17 protein-coding genes are annotated in these 15,709 nt (G+C 64.6%); 13 read left to right on the top strand and 4 right to left on the bottom strand.

The window, feature by feature from the left end; translation table 11 throughout:
- Positions 1 to 78 precede the first annotated feature (78 nt).
- The 5 genes from pqqA to pqqE are packed head-to-tail and all read left to right on the top strand — an operon-like array spanning position 79 to position 3,340.
- On the top strand, positions 79 to 210 hold the full coding sequence (gene pqqA / locus AC56DV_RS26425; protein WP_496317181.1) for a pyrroloquinoline quinone precursor peptide PqqA: 132 nt from the start codon (positions 79 to 81) through the stop codon (positions 208 to 210).
- A gap of 57 nt (positions 211 to 267) precedes the next feature.
- The gene (pqqB, locus tag AC56DV_RS26420; protein WP_496317180.1) at positions 268 to 1,188 is read left to right on the top strand and encodes a pyrroloquinoline quinone biosynthesis protein PqqB; all 921 of its coding nucleotides are present in this window, start codon (positions 268 to 270) and stop codon (positions 1,186 to 1,188) included.
- Entirely contained in the window at positions 1,185 to 1,877 is a 693-nt protein-coding gene (gene pqqC / locus AC56DV_RS26415; protein ID WP_496317179.1) for a pyrroloquinoline-quinone synthase PqqC, read from the top strand. Before pqqB ends, pqqC begins: the two co-directional genes overlap by 4 nt.
- Positions 1,878 to 1,908: 31 nt before the next feature.
- The gene (gene pqqD / locus AC56DV_RS26410) at positions 1,909 to 2,172 is read left to right on the top strand and encodes a pyrroloquinoline quinone biosynthesis peptide chaperone PqqD (protein ID WP_496317178.1); all 264 of its coding nucleotides are present in this window, start codon (positions 1,909 to 1,911) and stop codon (positions 2,170 to 2,172) included.
- Positions 2,165 to 3,340, top strand: a complete 1,176-nt coding sequence (gene pqqE / locus AC56DV_RS26405; RefSeq protein WP_496317177.1) for a pyrroloquinoline quinone biosynthesis protein PqqE — start codon at positions 2,165 to 2,167, stop codon at positions 3,338 to 3,340. Before pqqD ends, pqqE begins: the two co-directional genes overlap by 8 nt.
- Before the next feature lie 12 nt (positions 3,341 to 3,352).
- Here the strand turns inward: pqqE and AC56DV_RS26400 are convergent, their stop codons facing one another.
- The 3 genes from AC56DV_RS26400 to AC56DV_RS26390 form a co-directional block, all read right to left on the bottom strand.
- Positions 3,353 to 3,802 (bottom strand): DUF2147 domain-containing protein, encoded by a 450-nt coding sequence (locus AC56DV_RS26400; RefSeq protein ID WP_496317176.1) that lies wholly within the window; start codon positions 3,800 to 3,802, stop codon positions 3,353 to 3,355.
- A 91-nt stretch (positions 3,803 to 3,893) separates the two neighbouring features.
- The gene (locus AC56DV_RS26395; RefSeq protein WP_496317175.1) at positions 3,894 to 5,783 is read right to left on the bottom strand and encodes an MFS transporter; all 1,890 of its coding nucleotides are present in this window, start codon (positions 5,781 to 5,783) and stop codon (positions 3,894 to 3,896) included.
- Positions 5,784 to 5,908: 125 nt separating this feature from the next.
- The gene (locus AC56DV_RS26390) at positions 5,909 to 8,707 is read right to left on the bottom strand and encodes a valine--tRNA ligase (RefSeq protein WP_496317174.1); all 2,799 of its coding nucleotides are present in this window, start codon (positions 8,705 to 8,707) and stop codon (positions 5,909 to 5,911) included.
- Between the two features lie 131 nt (positions 8,708 to 8,838).
- On the opposite strand from AC56DV_RS26390, the gene AC56DV_RS26385 reads away from it, so the two are divergent.
- The 4 genes from AC56DV_RS26385 (at position 8,839) to AC56DV_RS26370 (ending at position 10,925) form a co-directional block, all read left to right on the top strand.
- Positions 8,839 to 9,624: an alpha/beta hydrolase gene (locus tag AC56DV_RS26385; RefSeq protein ID WP_496317173.1), complete on the top strand. Its 786-nt coding sequence runs from the start codon at positions 8,839 to 8,841 to the stop codon at positions 9,622 to 9,624.
- Positions 9,625 to 9,650: 26 nt separating this feature from the next.
- Positions 9,651 to 10,058, top strand: coding sequence for a signal peptide prediction (locus AC56DV_RS26380; protein WP_496317172.1), 408 nt, complete (start codon positions 9,651 to 9,653; stop codon positions 10,056 to 10,058).
- Between the two features lie 122 nt (positions 10,059 to 10,180).
- Entirely contained in the window at positions 10,181 to 10,531 is a 351-nt protein-coding gene (locus AC56DV_RS26375) for a hypothetical protein (RefSeq protein WP_496317171.1), read from the top strand.
- Positions 10,532 to 10,613: 82 nt separating this feature from the next.
- Positions 10,614 to 10,925, top strand: a complete 312-nt coding sequence (locus AC56DV_RS26370; RefSeq protein ID WP_496317170.1) for a cupin domain-containing protein — start codon at positions 10,614 to 10,616, stop codon at positions 10,923 to 10,925.
- 18 nt (positions 10,926 to 10,943) lie between these two features.
- Here the strand turns inward: AC56DV_RS26370 and cysS are convergent, their stop codons facing one another.
- Positions 10,944 to 12,329: a cysteine--tRNA ligase gene (gene cysS, locus AC56DV_RS26365; protein ID WP_496317169.1), complete on the bottom strand. Its 1,386-nt coding sequence runs from the start codon at positions 12,327 to 12,329 to the stop codon at positions 10,944 to 10,946.
- 372 nt (positions 12,330 to 12,701) lie between these two features.
- On the opposite strand from cysS, the gene AC56DV_RS26360 reads away from it, so the two are divergent.
- From AC56DV_RS26360 to AC56DV_RS26345, 4 genes are all read left to right on the top strand, one after another.
- Complete coding sequence (locus AC56DV_RS26360) at positions 12,702 to 13,049, top strand: hypothetical protein (protein WP_496317168.1); 348 nt, start codon at positions 12,702 to 12,704, stop codon at positions 13,047 to 13,049.
- Between the two features lie 48 nt (positions 13,050 to 13,097).
- Positions 13,098 to 13,421 (top strand): hypothetical protein, encoded by a 324-nt coding sequence (locus AC56DV_RS26355; RefSeq protein ID WP_496317167.1) that lies wholly within the window; start codon positions 13,098 to 13,100, stop codon positions 13,419 to 13,421.
- Between the two features lie 128 nt (positions 13,422 to 13,549).
- Positions 13,550 to 13,957 carry a hypothetical protein gene (locus AC56DV_RS26350; protein WP_496317166.1) on the top strand — a complete coding sequence of 136 codons (408 nt, stop codon included), beginning with the start codon at positions 13,550 to 13,552 and terminating at the stop codon, positions 13,955 to 13,957.
- A gap of 154 nt (positions 13,958 to 14,111) precedes the next feature.
- Positions 14,112 to 15,680 (top strand): M20/M25/M40 family metallo-hydrolase, encoded by a 1,569-nt coding sequence (locus AC56DV_RS26345; RefSeq protein ID WP_496317165.1) that lies wholly within the window; start codon positions 14,112 to 14,114, stop codon positions 15,678 to 15,680.
- Positions 15,681 to 15,709: the final 29 nt, after the last annotated feature.

The raw sequence follows: 15,709 nt of genomic DNA, 5'->3' as shown, positions 1-15,709 counted from the left end.
CTTCCGTTGCAAGTCGGAGCGCACGCCCGGCGCCGGGCAAGAAACTGCACGGCACGGAAGTTGCGTAGATAGCGGTGAATGTCCCGGGGCGCTGCGCCGGGCCTTCAATCCACCCATATCAACGAGGAGACTGTCATGCAATGGAGCAAACCTGAGTTCATCGATTTCCGCTTCGGTTTCGAAATCACGCTGTACGTTTTCAATCGCTAAGGATTGCGGCGGCCGCCGCCCCCTCGGCCGGCCGCCGCAGTTTCGATCGGGCACACCATGAAAATCATCGTACTTGGCTCCGCGGCGGGCGGCGGCTATCCGCAGTGGAACTGCAATTGCCGCAACTGCGGCGGCTTGCGGCGCGGCACGGTCCGCAGCCGCGCCCGCACCCAATCCTCGATCGCGATTTCGGCCAACGGCAGCGACTGGCTGCTGGTCAACGCATCGCCCGACATCCTGGCGCAGATCCGCGCCACGCCCGCCTTGCAGCCGGCCCGCGCCGTGCGCGGCAGCGGCATCGCCGCCGTGCTGCTGATGGACGCGCAGGTCGACCACGTCACCGGCCTGATGATGCTGCGTGAAGGCCAGGCGATACCGCTGTATTGCAGCGCTCCCGTGTGGCAGGACCTGCGGGGCGGCTTCCCGCTGGCCAGCGTGCTGGCGCATTACTGCGGCGTGGACTGGCGCGAGCTGGCGGTGGCCGGCGGCGACTGCTGCAGCTTCACGGTGCCGCAGCTGGAGGGCATCCGCTTCACGGCGGTGCCGCTCGACAGCAAGGCGCCGCCTTACTCCCCGCACCGCGACCAGCCCGAAGCGGGCGACAACATCGGCCTGCTGGCGCATGACCTGGTCAGCGGCAAAAAACTGTTCTATGCGCCCGGCCTGGCCGCCGTGGCGCCGCTGACGGCGGCCGCCATGCGCGAAGCCGACTGCCTGCTGGTGGACGGCACCTTCTGGAGCGAGGACGAAATGATAGTCCAGGGCTTCTCCAGCAAGCCCGCCGCCGCCATGGGGCACCTGCCGCAATCCGGCCCCGGCGGCATGATGGAGGTGCTGGACCAGCTGCCGGCCAGCCGCAAAGTCCTTATCCATATCAACAACACCAATCCCATTCTCGATGAAGACTCGCCGCAGCACGCCACGCTGCGCCGGCACGGCATCGAGCTGGCATACGACGGCATGGAGATATTGCTATGAACACGGCGCCCCGCTGGGACCAGGCTACTTTCCAGGCGCAGCTGCTGGCCAAGGAAAAGCACTATCACATCCACCATCCTTTCAACGTGCGGATGCAGGAAGGCGGCTTGACGCCGGAGCAGATACGCGGCTGGGTGGCCAACCGTTTTTATTACCAGATCCGCATACCGCAAAAGGACGCGGCCATCCTGGCCAACTGCCCGGAGCGCGAAACGCGCCGGCGCTGGCTGCTGCGCATACTCGACCACGACGGCTGGGACGGCAACGAGGGCGGCATCGAAGCCTGGTCGCGGCTGGGCGGGGCGGTCGGCATTCCGCGCGCCGAACTGTGGTCGCTGCAGCACGTGCTGCCCGGCGTGCGATTCGCGGTGGATGCCTACGTCAACTTCGCGCGCCAGGCGTCGTGGCAGGAGGGCGTGTGCTCCTCGCTCACCGAGATGTTCGCGCCCCGGATCCACCAGGACCGGCTGGCCAGCTGGCCGAAGAACTACCCGTGGATAGAGCCGGACGGCTTGCATTACTTCCGCAGCCGCATCCCGCTGGCCGAGCGCGACGTGGAGCACGGCTTGCAGGTGACGCTGGCGCACTTCGTCACGCGTCAGCAGCAGGAGCGGGCGCTGGAGATATTGCAGTTCAAGCTGGATGTGCTGTGGTCGATGATGGACGCGATCGACCGCGCCTACGGCTAGTGAATCAAGTGAGCAACCAAGTGAGGCAAGCATGGAAACGATGATCGACCACCCGAAGCTGTCACGCCTGTTCCGGCTCCAATGGGAAGAGGCGCAGCACGCCCACGTGCTGCTGTACCCGGAGGGCATGGTGAAGCTGAACGGCAGCGCCGCCGAAATCCTCAAGCGCTGCGACGGCCGCAGCAGCCTGCCGGACATCGTGGCGCAGCTGGAGCGGGCGTTCAGCGCCAGCGGGCTGCAAGCGGACGTGCTGGCCTTCGTGGCCGATGCGCGGCAGCGGGGCTGGCTTGTCTGACGCCGCCACCCGGCAGGCCGGCGAGGCGCCCGTGGCGCCGCCCTTGTGGTTGCTGGCCGAGCTCACCTACCGCTGCCCGCTGCATTGCGCGTTCTGCTACAACCCGGTGGACTACGCCACCAACCGCAATGAGTTGAGCACCGCGCAGTGGCTGGACGTGCTGCGCCAGGGGCGCGAGCTGGGCGCCGCGCAGCTCGGTTTCTCGGGCGGCGAACCGCTGCTGCGCGACGACCTGGAACCGCTGGTGGCCGAAGGGCGCCGGCTGGGCTATTACACCAACCTGATCACGTCCGGCATCGGACTGACCGAGGAGCGCCTGCGCCGCCTGTCGGAGGCGGGCCTGGACCATATCCAGCTGTCGTTCCAGGATTCCACGCGCGAGATGAACGACTTCCTCAGCAGCACCCGGACCTACGAGCTGAAGTCGCGCGTGGCGGCGCTGATCAAGCGCTTCGACTATCCGATGGTGCTCAACGTGGTGCTGCACCGCTATAACCTGGACCACGTGGACCGCATCATCGACATGGCGCTGGAGATGGGGGCGGAATACCTGGAGCTGGCCAACACGCAGTACTACGGCTGGGGCCTGGTGAACCGCGCGCAGCTGATGCCGACGCAGGAGCAGCTGCACAGGGCGGAGGCGGTGGTGAACGCCTACCGCGAGCGGGTAGGGAACCGCCTGCGCATCCTGTTCGTGGTGCCGGACTATTTCGAGGGCAAGCCCAAGGCCTGCATGAATGGCTGGGGTTCGATGTTCATGGCGGTGGCGGCGGACGGCGCCGCGCTGCCTTGCCATGCGGCGCGCAGCATCCCCGGCCTGGCGTTCCCGAACGTGGCGCAGCACCGCCTGCGCGATATCTGGCAGCACAGCGAAGCATTCAACAAGTTCCGGGGCGACGTGTGGATGAAGGAGCCGTGCCGCAGCTGTGAAGACAAGCACAAGGACTTCGGCGGCTGCCGCTGCCAAGCGCTGGCGCTGACCGGCGACGCGGCCAACGCCGACCCGGTGTGCGCCAAGTCGCCCCGGCACGGGGAGCTGAAAGAGATCGTGGTGCACGCCCACCGCGCGCAGGCGGCGGGCACGCTGCAGCCGCTGGTGTTCCGCAGCGACGCGAATTCGCTGCGGCTGTCGGAACCGCTGCGGGAGCCGGAGCAGCAGCAGGTCTAGGGCACTGCTGCCTTACTCCTGGCGCAGCCAGGTCTGCGAGCGGCCAAACATCGGCACGCCGACGTAGCCGCGCACTTTCAGCTTCTTGCCGCCGTCGGCCAGTTCCATCTTGCTTTTGTAGACTTTGCCGTCTTCCGGATCGACGATCTCGCCGCCGGTATAGGCGTCGCCATCTTTTTTCAGGCCGGCCAGCAGCTGCATACCGATAATGGGCTGGTCCTTGCGCGCGTCGGTGCACTTGTCGCACCTGGGATTCTGGTCCTGGTCCGGGGCGCGGAACAGCTTCTCGATTTTGCCTTGCAATACGCCGTTGCTCTCGCTGATGCGGATCAGCGCTTTCGGCTTGCCGGTCACGTCGTCGATATTCTTCCACAGGCCGACCGGCGAGGCGTCATTGGCGAAGGCGGGGGCCATAGCCATGACTGCGGCGGCGAGGGCGCCGGTTTTGATCCAGTTGCGCATAAGGTTGTCTCCAGGGGTTATGGTTGTCTCCGGAGTGTAGCGCTAAAAAATAGAGTAGTCGTTCGATTTTTTTTTTGAGGCTGGCTTGCGCTCAATTCTCTGCGGGTTTCTCCGTGCCTCCCGGCACGGTGGCTGGCGGCTCTTTGGGCGGCTGCGCTTCCTTGCCCTGGTACCAGCAGCGCAGGACCTGCAAGGCGACCGATTCGCGGATGTAGCGGTGCCAGATGAAGGCCAGGTCGAATATCAGGATGGCAAGCCACCACAGATACAGGAAAGCCGCTCCCGCCAGCAGCAGGGGCCAGATTTCGTTGCCGCCGCCGCTTGCTGCGATTTGCAGCAGCACCAGCACGCACACGACCAGGGTACCGCCCAGGATCAGGGAAATGCGGCCTCTGCGGCGGTCCCGGCGCAGCAGGTGTCCGCTGATGACGCTGAGCGCGGCGGCCAACAGCAGCAAGGTCAGCTTGCCGCCCGGCTGGCCGTGCCATGGTAGCGAGTTGTCCAGTGCCAGGCGGTATGCGTCCGGCAAGGCGGCCCAGTAAAGGACGGCCGGCACGCCGGCTGCGAGCCACACGGCAGGCCACCACCGCCAGTTTTCGCGCACCAGCCGGGGCACCCGGGCGGCGATGGTCACGCCCATCAGCAGGGCGGCAAAGCTGATCACGGCGCAGGCGAAGCCCATGGTCAGCGGCATCCCTTTCTTGGGGTCTTCGGCGAAATACACGCCCAGCGCCTTCAGCAGGAAGTAGACCGCAGCCAGGTGCAGCGCCGCGCTGAGCACATAGGGAATGGCGGTGCTGATCTTGCCCGCGCCGGGCCGGTCTTTCGGGGTGACGCTGCTGCCTTTGTCGAGCACCACGTCCTGGATGAAGTGGTCGAAAACCGCATCGTCATTCCAGTAGTCGACGTGCGCTTTGCCGGGCATGAGGTAGCGGCTGAAGCCGAAGTCGTCCTTCTCCGGCGCGGACTCGAAATCAAAGGCGGCGCATTGCTGCTTGCGCAGGAACTCCACTGCCGTATCCAGCTTGAAGCCGATCGGATCGCCCTTGTCGTAATAGTTGCGCCATTTGATGGGCTCGCGCATGGGCTGCCTGGCCGGATCGAGCCCCTCCCATAGCTGCGGCCACAGGATCAGGTGCTTGTCGATGGGCGAGCCTATCGTCATGAAGCCGCGCACCGACTGTATCCAGCCGCAAGGGATGTCCTTGGCCCGGTTGTCCCTGTCGTCCGGGTCTTGCATCACGTCCTTGTCGCCGGCCGATAGGGCCTGCAGCATGGCGAGAAAGCTGACAACGGTGCCTTCGCTGTGCGCCACGATGTAAAGCTCGGGACTGCCTTGCGCACCCGTGTTGCATGCCCTGAGGACGTCGTGCATGGTCTTGTGAAAACGATAGAGGATGCGGTCGCGGAAGAACCTGAATTCGGCGACGACCTGCACGTCGCCGACATATTCGCGCAGCACAGGGGCGAGGTCGAATTTGAACAGCCCCATTTTTTCGGCCAGGAACAGCAGGTTCTCGAGGATGGCGACGGTTTCAACGATTTCATCCACCACCGCCGCGCCCAGCTGGAAGTCGACGCCTTTGAGCCTGGCATTGCTGCCCAGCCCCTTCCGGTAGGTGCTTTCGGCCTGGCTGACCACGGTGCGGCCCCACGCCTTGATGTCTTCCAGGGTGTCGCTCTCTTTGTCGATTTTCTTGGGAATGTCGGCCCAGAAGATCTCGGCGAAGCCGATTTTTGCCAGCGTATCCGAGGCCGGGACATCGAGCTTGCTGACTTTGACCTCGCCCACTTTCTCCATGTAGAAGTAGCCCAGCGGCAGTAGCGCGACTTTGGAATCCGAGTGGCTGCCGAAACGCGAAACCACGCTGCGCACGGTCTCGTTGCGCTGCTGGTTGCCCACGCCATGGATGGCGATGATCACCTTGTCCATCGACCGCAGTTCCGCCTGGGCCGTTCCTGCTGCGGGTGCTTGTTGCATGGCGCCTCCTCGTCAGGTTGAGGAAGAAAATTCTACGCCGTAGTTTTTGTCACAAAGTCACCAATAGTCACGGCGAACATAAAAAAAAGCCGGCGCGAGGCCGGCTTTTTGCGGGGGGAGGGCGCTTAGGCAGGCAGCTTGGCCAGCTGTTCGCGCATCTTCTCGATGGTGGCGGTGAAGTTGGCCAGGCGGTCTTTTTCCTGGGCCACCACGGCCGCCGGCGCGCGCGCCACGAAGCTTTCGCTGGACAGCTTGGTGCTGGCCTTGGCGATCTCCGCGTCGATGCGGGCGATTTCCTTGGACAGGCGCTCGCGCTCGGCCGCCACGTCGATCTCCACTTTCAGCATCAGCTTGGTGGTGCCGACGATGGACACGGCCGCCGTGGTCTCCGGCAGCGTGTCGACGATGCTGACGTCGGCCAGCTTGCCCAGCGACTGGACGTAGGGCGCGAACACGGCCAGGCGTTCCTTGTCAGCAGGCGAGGACGCTTCCACGATCAACGGCACGCGCAGCGACGGCGCCAGCTTCATTTCGCCGCGCAGGTTGCGGGTGGCGTCGGTCAGCGTTTTCAGCTCGCCCATCCAGGCTTCGGCCGCTTCGTCGATGGCGGCCAGGTTGGGCAGCGGGTAGGGCTGGGTCATGATCGATTGACCGGCGCTGTCCTTGCCGGCCAGCGGCGCCACGGCCTGCCACAGTTCCTCGGTCACGAACGGGATGATCGGGTGCGCCATGCGCAGCACCACTTCCAGCACGCGCAGCAGCGTGTGGCGGGTGGCGCGCTGCTGGCCTTCGGGGCCGTTCTGCACCTGCACCTTGGCCAGTTCCAGGTACCAGTCGCAGTACTCGTCCCACACGAACTTGTAGATGGTGCTGGCGATGTTGTCGAAGCGGTAGTCCTCGAAGCCCTTCACCACGTCCGCCTCGGCCTTCTGCAGCAGCGAGATGATCCACTTGTCGGCTTGCGACAGGTCCGCTTCGCTCGGCGAGCAGTCCTTGCCCTCGGTGTTCATCATGACGAAGCGGGTGGCGTTCCACAGCTTGTTGCTGAAGTTGCGGTAGCCTTCGCAGCGGCCAAGGTCGAAGTTGATGTTGCGGCCCAGCGAGGCGTAGGACGCCATCGTGAAGCGCACCGCGTCGGTGCCGTAGGCGGCGATCCCTTCCGGGAACTCCTTGCGGGTGGCCTTGGCGATCTTCTCGGCCGCTTTCGGGTTCATCAGGCCGGTGGTGCGTTTCTCCACCAGCGCGTCGATGCCGATGCCGTCGATGAGGTCGATCGGGTCCAGCGTGTTGCCCTTGGACTTGGACATCTTCTGGCCCTGCGAATCGCGCACCAGGCCGTGCACGTACACGGTGTTGAACGGCACCTTGCCGGTGAAGTGCGAGGTCATCATGACCATGCGCGCCACCCAGAAGAAAATGATGTCGAAGCCGGTCACCAGCACGGACGACGGCAGGAAGGCCTTCAGGTCAGGAGTTTCTTCCGGCCAGCCCAGGGTGGAGAAGGGCACCAGCGCGGACGAGAACCAGGTGTCGAGCACGTCGCTGTCGCGGCGCAGCGCGCCGCTGCTGCCGGCCGCCTGCTGCTTGGCCACGGCTTCGGCTTCGGTGCGCGCCACGAAGATGTTGCCCTGCTCGTCGTACCAGGCAGGGATCTGGTGGCCCCACCACAGCTGGCGCGAGATGCACCAGTCCTGGATGTTGTTGAGCCACTGGTTGTAGGTGGTGCTCCAGTTTTCGGGCACGAACTTGATCTCGCCGCTGGCCACTTTTTCCAGCGCCACGTCGGTGATCGACTTGCCCGGGTTGAAAGTGCCTTCGGGAGCCGGCTTGCTCATGGCGACGAACCACTGGTCGGTCAGCATCGGTTCGATGACGACGCCGGTGCGGTCGCCGCGCGGCACCATCAGCTTGTGCGGCTTGACCTGCTCCAGCAGGCCTTGCGAGTCCAGGTCGGCCACGATCTGCTTGCGGGCGGCGAAGCGGTCCATGCCCACGTAGGCGGCGGGCGCGTTGTCGGCGATCTTCGCGTCCAGGGTCAGGATGGTGATCATTTCCAGCTTGTGGCGCTGGCCCACCGCGTAGTCGTTGAAGTCGTGCGCCGGGGTGATCTTCACGCAGCCGGTGCCGAAGGCCTTGTCAACGTAGGAGTCGGCGATGACGGGGATTTCGCGGTCGCACAGCGGCAGCTTCAGCATCTTGCCCACCAGCGCCTCGTAGCGCTCGTCGGTCGGGTCCACGGCCACGGCGACGTCGCCCAGCATGGTTTCAGGACGGGTGGTGGCCACCGTCAGCGAGCCGCTGCCGTCGGCCAGCGGGTACTTGATGTACCACATGGAACCGTCTTCTTCTTCCGACGCCACTTCCAGGTCGGAAACGGCGGTGCCCAGCACCGGGTCCCAGTTCACCAGGCGCTTGCCGCGGTAGATCAGGCCTTGTTCGAACAGGCGCACGAACACTTCGGACACCACCTTCGAGCGCGGCTCGTCCATGGTGAAGTATTCGCGGGCCCAGTCGGGGGAGGTGCCCATGCGGCGCATCTGGCCGGTGATGGTGGAGCCGGATTTCTCTTTCCACTCCCAGACTTTTTCGATGAACTTTTCACGGCCCAGGTCATGGCGCGAGATCTTCTGCGCGTCCAGCTGGCGCTCCACCACGATCTGGGTGGCGATGCCGGCGTGGTCGGTGCCGGGGATCCAGGCGGTGTTATGGCCCAGCATGCGGTGATAGCGGGTCAGGCCGTCCATGATGGTCTGGTTGAACGCGTGGCCCATGTGCAGCGTGCCGGTCACATTCGGCGGCGGCAGCTGGATGCTGAAGGAAGGCTTGGACAGGTCGAGGGAGGCGGCGTAGTAACCGCGCTTCTCCCACTCGCTGCGCCAGAACTGTTCAATGTCGGCGGGCTCGAAAGACTTGGCTAATTCCATGATGTTGGGCTGTGTTGTAGGCGAAAACGACCATTATAAAGGGGCAATGCCCCCTGCGCATGCCGCCGGCACCGCAGTGCACAATTTTTTTGACCATATAATGCTGCCATATTGATAATCTTGGCGGCCCTATGAGCGCTGTAGCACCGAACCTGCCCCGCAAGCGCTCCGCCGCGCGGCGCTGGATCAGCCGTGGTTTTCTGGCCTGGGCCGTTTTATCGAGCATCTGGCTGGCCAATTCCTACCGCACGCAGGGCGTGGACAGCCGCTCGCTGCAGGCCGATGCGCGCGCCGCCGTCCAGGAGGACGCCGACTACCTGGAATTCCGGCCAGCCGCGCCCGGCGCCCGTACCGCGCTGCTGTTCTTTTGCGGCGCGGGCGTGGCGGCGCAGGCTTACGCGCCGCTGCTGCGGCCAGTGGCCGACGCGGGCTTCCCGGTGGTCATCATCAAGCTGCCCCACCGTTTCGCGCCGCTGGAATCGCACAAGGCCGAGGCGCTGGCGCGCGCCGCGGGCGCGATGGCGGCGCACCCCGGCATTGCCGGCTGGGTGGTGGCCGGGCATTCGCAGGGCGGTGCGCTGGCGGCGCGCTTTGCCGATGGCGGCCGGCGCGGCGCGGCAGCGCTGGTACTGATCGGCACCACGCATCCGAAGGAGCGCAGCCTGGCCGCGCTGACGATCCCGGTGGTCAAGGTCTATGGAACGCATGACGAGGTGGCGCCGGCGGCGCGGGTGCTGGCAAACAAGCGCCTGCTGCCGCTGCACACCGAATGGGTTGAAATCGTCGGCGGCAACCACTCCCAGTTCGGCCACTACGGCCGCCAGCTGGGCGACGGCACGGCGTCCATTGCGCGGGAGGCGCAGCAGGAGCAGGTGCGCGCGGTGTTGCTGAGAGTGCTCCGTCGCAGCGCCACGTAAAGCACAGCCGGTGCTAAGATTCCGCCATGTCCATCCCCCGTCTTTTTGTCCGCCTGCTGCGTTATGCCTGGGCTTCCCCATGCACGGCGCTGGGCTTGTGCCTGGCAGCTCCCGCTTTCCTGTTCGGCGCCAGGGCGCGCGTTGCCGACGGCGTGGTCGAAGTGGCGCTCTCGCAGCGCGGGCACGCCCCCTGGCTGCGCAAGCTGCCGTTTGTCGCCATCACCTTCGGCCATTCCGTCATCGGCGCCACAGCGCAGGAGCTGGAACGCCTGCGGCTGCACGAGCATGAACACGTGCGCCAGTATGAAAGGTGGGGGCCGGCCTTCCTTGCCGCGTATCCCCTCGAAAGCCTGTGGCAGATGCTGCGCGGCCGCCGCGCCTACTTCGATAACCGCTTCGAACGGCAGGCGCGCGCCAAGGAAGTCCATCTGTAAGCAAATACAGCAAGTTGTAAGCACGTGTAAGGGGCGTCAACTGCCCGCATCCGGCTCGCGTTTTCTGCCCAGTGACACGGCAAACGTGCCCTACACCACAACTTTGATAGAGGACTCTGAACATGAAAAACGTAATCGCTACCCTGATCGCCGGCCTGTTCGCTACCGCAGCATTTGCTCAGACCCCAGCCCCTGCCGCAGCACCAGCCGCCACCACGGTGCCAGCCGCCAAAGCTGAAGCCAAAGCGGTGAAGGCGGAAGCCAAGGAGCACAAGGAAGTTGCGAAAGCCGAAGCCAAGGAAACCAAGGCTGTCGCCAGCGCCCACGAAGAAGCGGCCAGCGCAAAAGCGGACGCCAAAGTAGAGAAAGCCAAGGCGCACGAGAAGTCGGAAAAAACCAAGGCCAAGGCCAAAGCCAAGGCCGATAAGGAAGTGAAGCCAGCAGAAGTTGCTGCTGCGCCGGCCGCCAAGTAAGCGGCGCCCGCTTCGATCAAATCCCCGCTGCCGCGGGGATTTTTTTTGCAGGTACAATCGGCTCGAACTCAAGGAGCCGATCATGAAGCCAGCTAACCTGTTTGCCGACGCAAGCCCGCCGCAGGAAGGGGAGCGCTTTGAAGCGCTGCTTAGCCACAAAGGGCTGCTGGTGGAGCGCATCGTCAGCTCGTCGAAAATCGCGTCGCAGGAATATGTGCAGGAGCAGGACGAATGGGTGGTCCTGCTGCAGGGCGAAGCGGCGCTCGACGTGGACGGCGGGAGCGTGCAGCTCAAATCCGGCGACTATCTTTTCATCCCATCGAAAACACCGCACACGGTGCTGAGCGTCAGCGACGGCGCGCTGTGGCTGGCAGTGCACCTGCACGGCCGCTGAGCGGCAGCGCGCCTGGCACTATCGCGGTTCAACGATAGTGCCAGCCGCCGTATCGCGCACAGCGAAACCCGCCGCCTCGATAGCCAGCCGCGCAGCGTCGGCATCGGCCCAGCGTTTTTCCGAGCGCGCCAGGTCGCGCGCGGCGGCCAATTCCTGAACCGGCTCAGGGATGGTGTGCCGTGGCGGCGCCCAGTCATCCAGCCCCAGGCCCAGCACCTGGTCCAGCCACCGGACGGTCGCCTTCTGCACCGCGCCGGGCAACTGCGATTTCAGCAGTTCCCACATCAGTGCCAGCGCCCTGGGCGTATTCAGATCCTGGTTCAGATCGGCCAGCATCGCTTGCCGGTATCCGGGATCGGGCTGGCCGCCGTCCGGCAGGCGGCGGTAGGCCTGGCGCAGGCGGCCGAGCGCCGTGTGCGCGGCATCGAGCGCGTCCCACGAGAAGGACAGCGGCGAGCGGTACTGCGCCGACAGGGCCAGGTAGCGGTATGCCAGCGGATCGTAGCCGCGCTCGGCAACTGCGGCGAGCCGCAGGAAACTGCCGTCGGACTTCGACATCTTGTCGCTGCCTTCCAGCTTCAGGAATGCGCCGTGCAGCCAGTAGCGCGCCGGCGGGTGGCTGTGGCAGGCCTCGTGCTGCGCGATCTCGTTGGTGTGGTGGACCGGGATATGGTCTTCGCCGCCGATATGAATGTCGAACAGCGCGCCGAGGTAGCGCGTGGACATGGCCGAGCACTCGATGTGCCAGCCGGGGAAGCCCCGGCCCCATGGACTGTCCCATTCCATCTGGCGCTGTTCGGCGCCGCTGAACTTCCATAGCGCGAAATCGGTGGCGGCGCGCTTGTCGCGAATATCCACGCGATGACCGGACTGCTGTCCCGCGATATTGAGGCGCGCCAGGTGGCCGTAACGCTTCAGGCGCTGCGTGTCGAAGTAGATACCGTCGGCGGTACGGTATGCAAAACCGTTGCGCTCGATGTCGGCAATGAAGGCGATCTGTTCTTCAATGTGCTCGGTCGCGCGCGCCCACACGGCCGGCGCCTGGATATGCAGCTGCACGAGATCGTGCTGGAAGGCCTTGGTGTAGAACTTGGCGATCTCCCAGGCCGACTGGCTGGTGCGGCGGCTTCCTTTTTCCATCTTGTCCTCGCCGGTATCGGCATCCGAGGTCAGGTGGCCGACGTCGGTAATGCAAAGCACGTGCTTCACGGCGTAGCCGTTCAGCGCCAGGACGCGGCGCAGGATATCGCCGAACAGATAGGTGCGCAGGTTGCCGATATGGGCGTAGTCGTAGACGGTGGGCCCGCAGGCGTAGAGGCCGGCCTTGCCGGCTTCCAGGGGCGCGAAAGGGCGCAGTCTCCGCTCGTAAGTGTCGTACAGCATTAGCTCCGGTATTTGCTCCATTCCTGGCTCCAAAAATACAAAAGGCCACGGGAGCAGATACTCGCTGTGGCCGATAGAAAAACTGAGATGTGTAAGGTGAACGCGATCAGCAGGCTTCTATGGCCTGCGGGGACATGCTGCAAAGTGAAGGGATGTCTTGAACATTTTCAGATACTAGCACGAGTCTCCGCGCAGGCGCCAACTGTAAGCAATTACCGCAAGTTGTAAGCACCTGTAAAGGCCGTCAACTGCTGAGATGCGGGCCGCGTTTTCTGCTCAGTGACACGGCAAATGTGCACGAGATAGAGGAAGCAGCAAAGCCAGCTGCCCCTGCAGTGAAGTAAGCAGAACCAAACAAACTAAACCGTTTATATCATTACAGAGGAATACATCATGACCAAGACCATCGCTACCCTGATCGCCGGCCTGTTCGCTACCGCAGCATTCGCTCAAACCCCTGCGCCAGCCGCCGCGCCGGCACCGTCGGCCAAGACCGAAGCGGTTGCCGCCAAGGCTGAAGTCAAGGAAGCCGCCAAGACCGACGTGAAGGCCGAGCCAGCGAAGGAACACAAGAAGGCGGCCAAGAAGGCGCATCACAGCAAGGCAGAGAAAGAAGCCAAGCCAGCGGAGAAGACCGCGAGCGCTCCGGCCGCAACTCCAGCCGCGCCAGCGACTCCGGCCACGCCTGCTGCACCGGCCGCACCGGCAGTCGCTTCGGCCACCGCGCCGGCAGCCAAGTAATCGCAGCACCGAACACACCATCCATATACTGACCAAGGAAAAACCATCATGACCAAGACCATCGCTACCCTGATCGCCGGCCTGTTCGCTACCGCAGCGTTCGCTCAATCTCCTGCTCCTGCCGCCGCGCCGGCCCCGTCGGCCAAGACCGAAGCGGTTGCCGCCAAGGCTGAAGTCAAGGAAGCCGCCAAGGCCGAGGTGAAGGCGGAACCTGCGAAGGAACACAAGAAGGCTGCGAAGAAGGCGCATCACAGCAAGGCCGAGAAGGAAGCCAAGCCAGCGGAGAAGACCGCGAGCGCTCCGGCTGCAACCCCTGCAGCCCCTGCGACTCCTGCGACTCCGGCAACCCCGGCCGCACCTGCCGCAAAGTGATCCGGATGTAATGGTGCACAAAGCCCCGCCGTTTTCGCGGGGCTTTTTTTTCCCGGATCAATTTGCTTGCCAGTGCAGTCAACGCTTTTTACAATGGATTGCGGCAGTTCCCACAACTGGAGATGACCATGGCTCGATCGGTGAGAGGCAGGACAATGGCGGCGCTGGCGTTGTTGGCGTGCATGGCGGATGCGGCGGTGGCGCAAGCCAATCTGCCGGCGGGCATGGAGGCCTTGCGTGGACGCCACTGGCGCGGCGGGGAATGCTGCGGCTGGACCTGGGACTGGGTGCAGCAGAACGGTCCGACTTTCAACGGTTCGTTCCGCAATCCGAACGGGCAGCGCCTGCAGGAGCAGAACATCATCATTTCCATCTTCGGCGACCGGGTGCAGATCACGCGCGGCGGCGGTTCGGCTGCGGGCGGCTGCACTTACGACGGCGTGATCCGTCCCGGCGTTGCGGAGGGCACGTATGCCTGCGGCGGGAATCCCGCCGGCCGCTGGGCCGCGACCATCTATCAGAGTGCGCCCCGCTAGCAAAGCCCGCGCGGCTACACATTCGATAGTCTCTGCACTGCCGTGTTCAGTCTGAGACTTTGCGCGGAAGTGTGTCTATTTTTGTAAATTTTTTGACTCCACTGCCGTCACTGTTTAACTTGGGCCGCCTGAAAACCGCCCCTTGGAGACAGACATGGCAGCTCGCATCAATGCATTGATCGTCGCAGGTTTGCTGGCCGGCGCATCCGCCGCCGCCTGCGCGCAGAACGGCACGATTTGGATCACCGTCGGCGACGCCGCCTACGCGCAGCTCAAGAAGAACGCGCCGCAAGCGGTCATGCGCGAGAGCCGCTCCACCATGATCACCAGCGTCGCTGCCGGCGGCGCGAACGCCATCGCCGCGCAGGAGAAGGTGCACCTGGTGGAGGTGAGCGAGAAGCAGATGCTGACCCTGTCGGCCGCCGTGCACAAGGAACTGCACCGTTGCGGCGGCTTCATGGCGCACGAGAGCGAAGCGGCCGGCATCTCCGCGCTGGCGCCCAAGACCACACTGGCTGCGCTGGCCGTGCCGCGCCCGTCCTACGCGATCGACCAGCAGACCGTCATCAATCCGCTGCTGCCGCAGATGCAGGCCTCCAACATCGCCCAGACCATCATCGACCTGTCGGCGCACACCAACCGCTACTACACCACCACCGGCGGCGTGGCCGCCTCCAACTGGCTCAAGCAGAAGTGGGCCACCATGGCGGCTGGCCGCAGCGACATCACGGTGACCCAGTTCACGCACGCGGCCTATCCGCAGAAGTCGGTGATCGCCACCATCGCCGGTACCGACAACGGCTCGGAAGTGGTGGTGCTGGGCGGCCACCTCGACTCGATCAGCGGCAGCAGCACCGGCGAATCGACCCGCGCACCCGGCGCGGATGACGATGCGTCCGGCATCGCCAGCATGACCGAGGCGCTGCGCGTCATGATCGCCAGCGGCTACAAGCCGCGCCGCACCATCAAGATGATCGGCTACGCCGCCGAGGAGGTCGGCCTGCGCGGCTCGCAGGAAATCGCGCAATACCACAAGAACAACAACATCAACGTGGTCGGCGTGATGCAGCTGGACATGACCAACTACAAAGGCTCGGCGTCCGACATCTACATCTACACCGATTACACCGACAGCCAGCAGAACACCTTCCTCGCCAACCTGATCACCACCTACCAGCCCACGCTGAAGATAGGCTACGACCAGTGCGGCTACGGCTGCTCGGACCACGCCTCCTGGACCGCTGCCGGCTACTGGGCTTCGCTGCCGTTCGAGGCCTCGTTCTCGCAGGACAACCCCTACATCCACACCGCCAACGACACCTACGCCAACAGCGGCAACCAGGCCGACCACGCGCTCAAGTTCGCGCGCCTGGGCCTGAGTTTCGCGGTGGAGCTGGGCAGCGACGGCCCCGGCGTGGTGCCGGTGCCGGACAAGGTGGAAACCTTCAGCGGCAGCCTGACCCGCAACCAGACCCGCAGCTTCGGCCCGTTCAAGGCCGGCGCCGGCAGCTTCAAGGCGTCCACCACCGGCAGCGGCGACGCCGACCTGTACGTGCGCAAGACCAGCGTGCCGACCACCAGCACGTATGACTGCAAGTCCGACGGCTCCACCAGCACCGAAAGCTGCACCATCACCATGGCGGCCAACGGCGACGTGTACGTGCTGCTGAACGGTTACTCCGCCTCCAGCTATACGCTGACGGTAAGCTATCGCCCGCAATAGGAAGTATTGTTTCAAATATAAGTTGTACG

The sequence above is a fragment of the Massilia sp. BGA-UO-ETr-WB1 genome (assembly GCF_059567845.1).
The sequence above is the reverse complement of the archived record's forward strand: the minus strand, read 5'-3'. Positions and strand labels throughout refer to the sequence as shown.

Coding starts and splice junctions, on each gene's coding strand:
- pqqA (WP_496317181.1), top strand. CDS start 79: ATGTCCCGGGGCGCTGCGCCGGGCCTTCAATCCACCCATATCAACGAG.
- pqqB (WP_496317180.1), top strand. CDS start 268: ATGAAAATCATCGTACTTGGCTCCGCGGCGGGCGGCGGCTATCCGCAG.
- pqqC (WP_496317179.1), top strand. CDS start 1,185: ATGAACACGGCGCCCCGCTGGGACCAGGCTACTTTCCAGGCGCAGCTG.
- pqqD (WP_496317178.1), top strand. CDS start 1,909: ATGGAAACGATGATCGACCACCCGAAGCTGTCACGCCTGTTCCGGCTC.
- AC56DV_RS26400 (WP_496317176.1), bottom strand. CDS start 3,802: ATGCGCAACTGGATCAAAACCGGCGCCCTCGCCGCCGCAGTCATGGCT.
- AC56DV_RS26395 (WP_496317175.1), bottom strand. CDS start 5,783: ATGCAACAAGCACCCGCAGCAGGAACGGCCCAGGCGGAACTGCGGTCG.
- AC56DV_RS26390 (WP_496317174.1), bottom strand. CDS start 8,707: ATGGAATTAGCCAAGTCTTTCGAGCCCGCCGACATTGAACAGTTCTGG.
- AC56DV_RS26385 (WP_496317173.1), top strand. CDS start 8,839: ATGAGCGCTGTAGCACCGAACCTGCCCCGCAAGCGCTCCGCCGCGCGG.
- AC56DV_RS26380 (WP_496317172.1), top strand. CDS start 9,651: ATGTCCATCCCCCGTCTTTTTGTCCGCCTGCTGCGTTATGCCTGGGCT.
- AC56DV_RS26375 (WP_496317171.1), top strand. CDS start 10,181: ATGAAAAACGTAATCGCTACCCTGATCGCCGGCCTGTTCGCTACCGCA.
- AC56DV_RS26370 (WP_496317170.1), top strand. CDS start 10,614: ATGAAGCCAGCTAACCTGTTTGCCGACGCAAGCCCGCCGCAGGAAGGG.
- cysS (WP_496317169.1), bottom strand. CDS start 12,329: ATGGAGCAAATACCGGAGCTAATGCTGTACGACACTTACGAGCGGAGA.
- AC56DV_RS26360 (WP_496317168.1), top strand. CDS start 12,702: ATGACCAAGACCATCGCTACCCTGATCGCCGGCCTGTTCGCTACCGCA.
- AC56DV_RS26355 (WP_496317167.1), top strand. CDS start 13,098: ATGACCAAGACCATCGCTACCCTGATCGCCGGCCTGTTCGCTACCGCA.
- AC56DV_RS26350 (WP_496317166.1), top strand. CDS start 13,550: ATGGCTCGATCGGTGAGAGGCAGGACAATGGCGGCGCTGGCGTTGTTG.
- AC56DV_RS26345 (WP_496317165.1), top strand. CDS start 14,112: ATGGCAGCTCGCATCAATGCATTGATCGTCGCAGGTTTGCTGGCCGGC.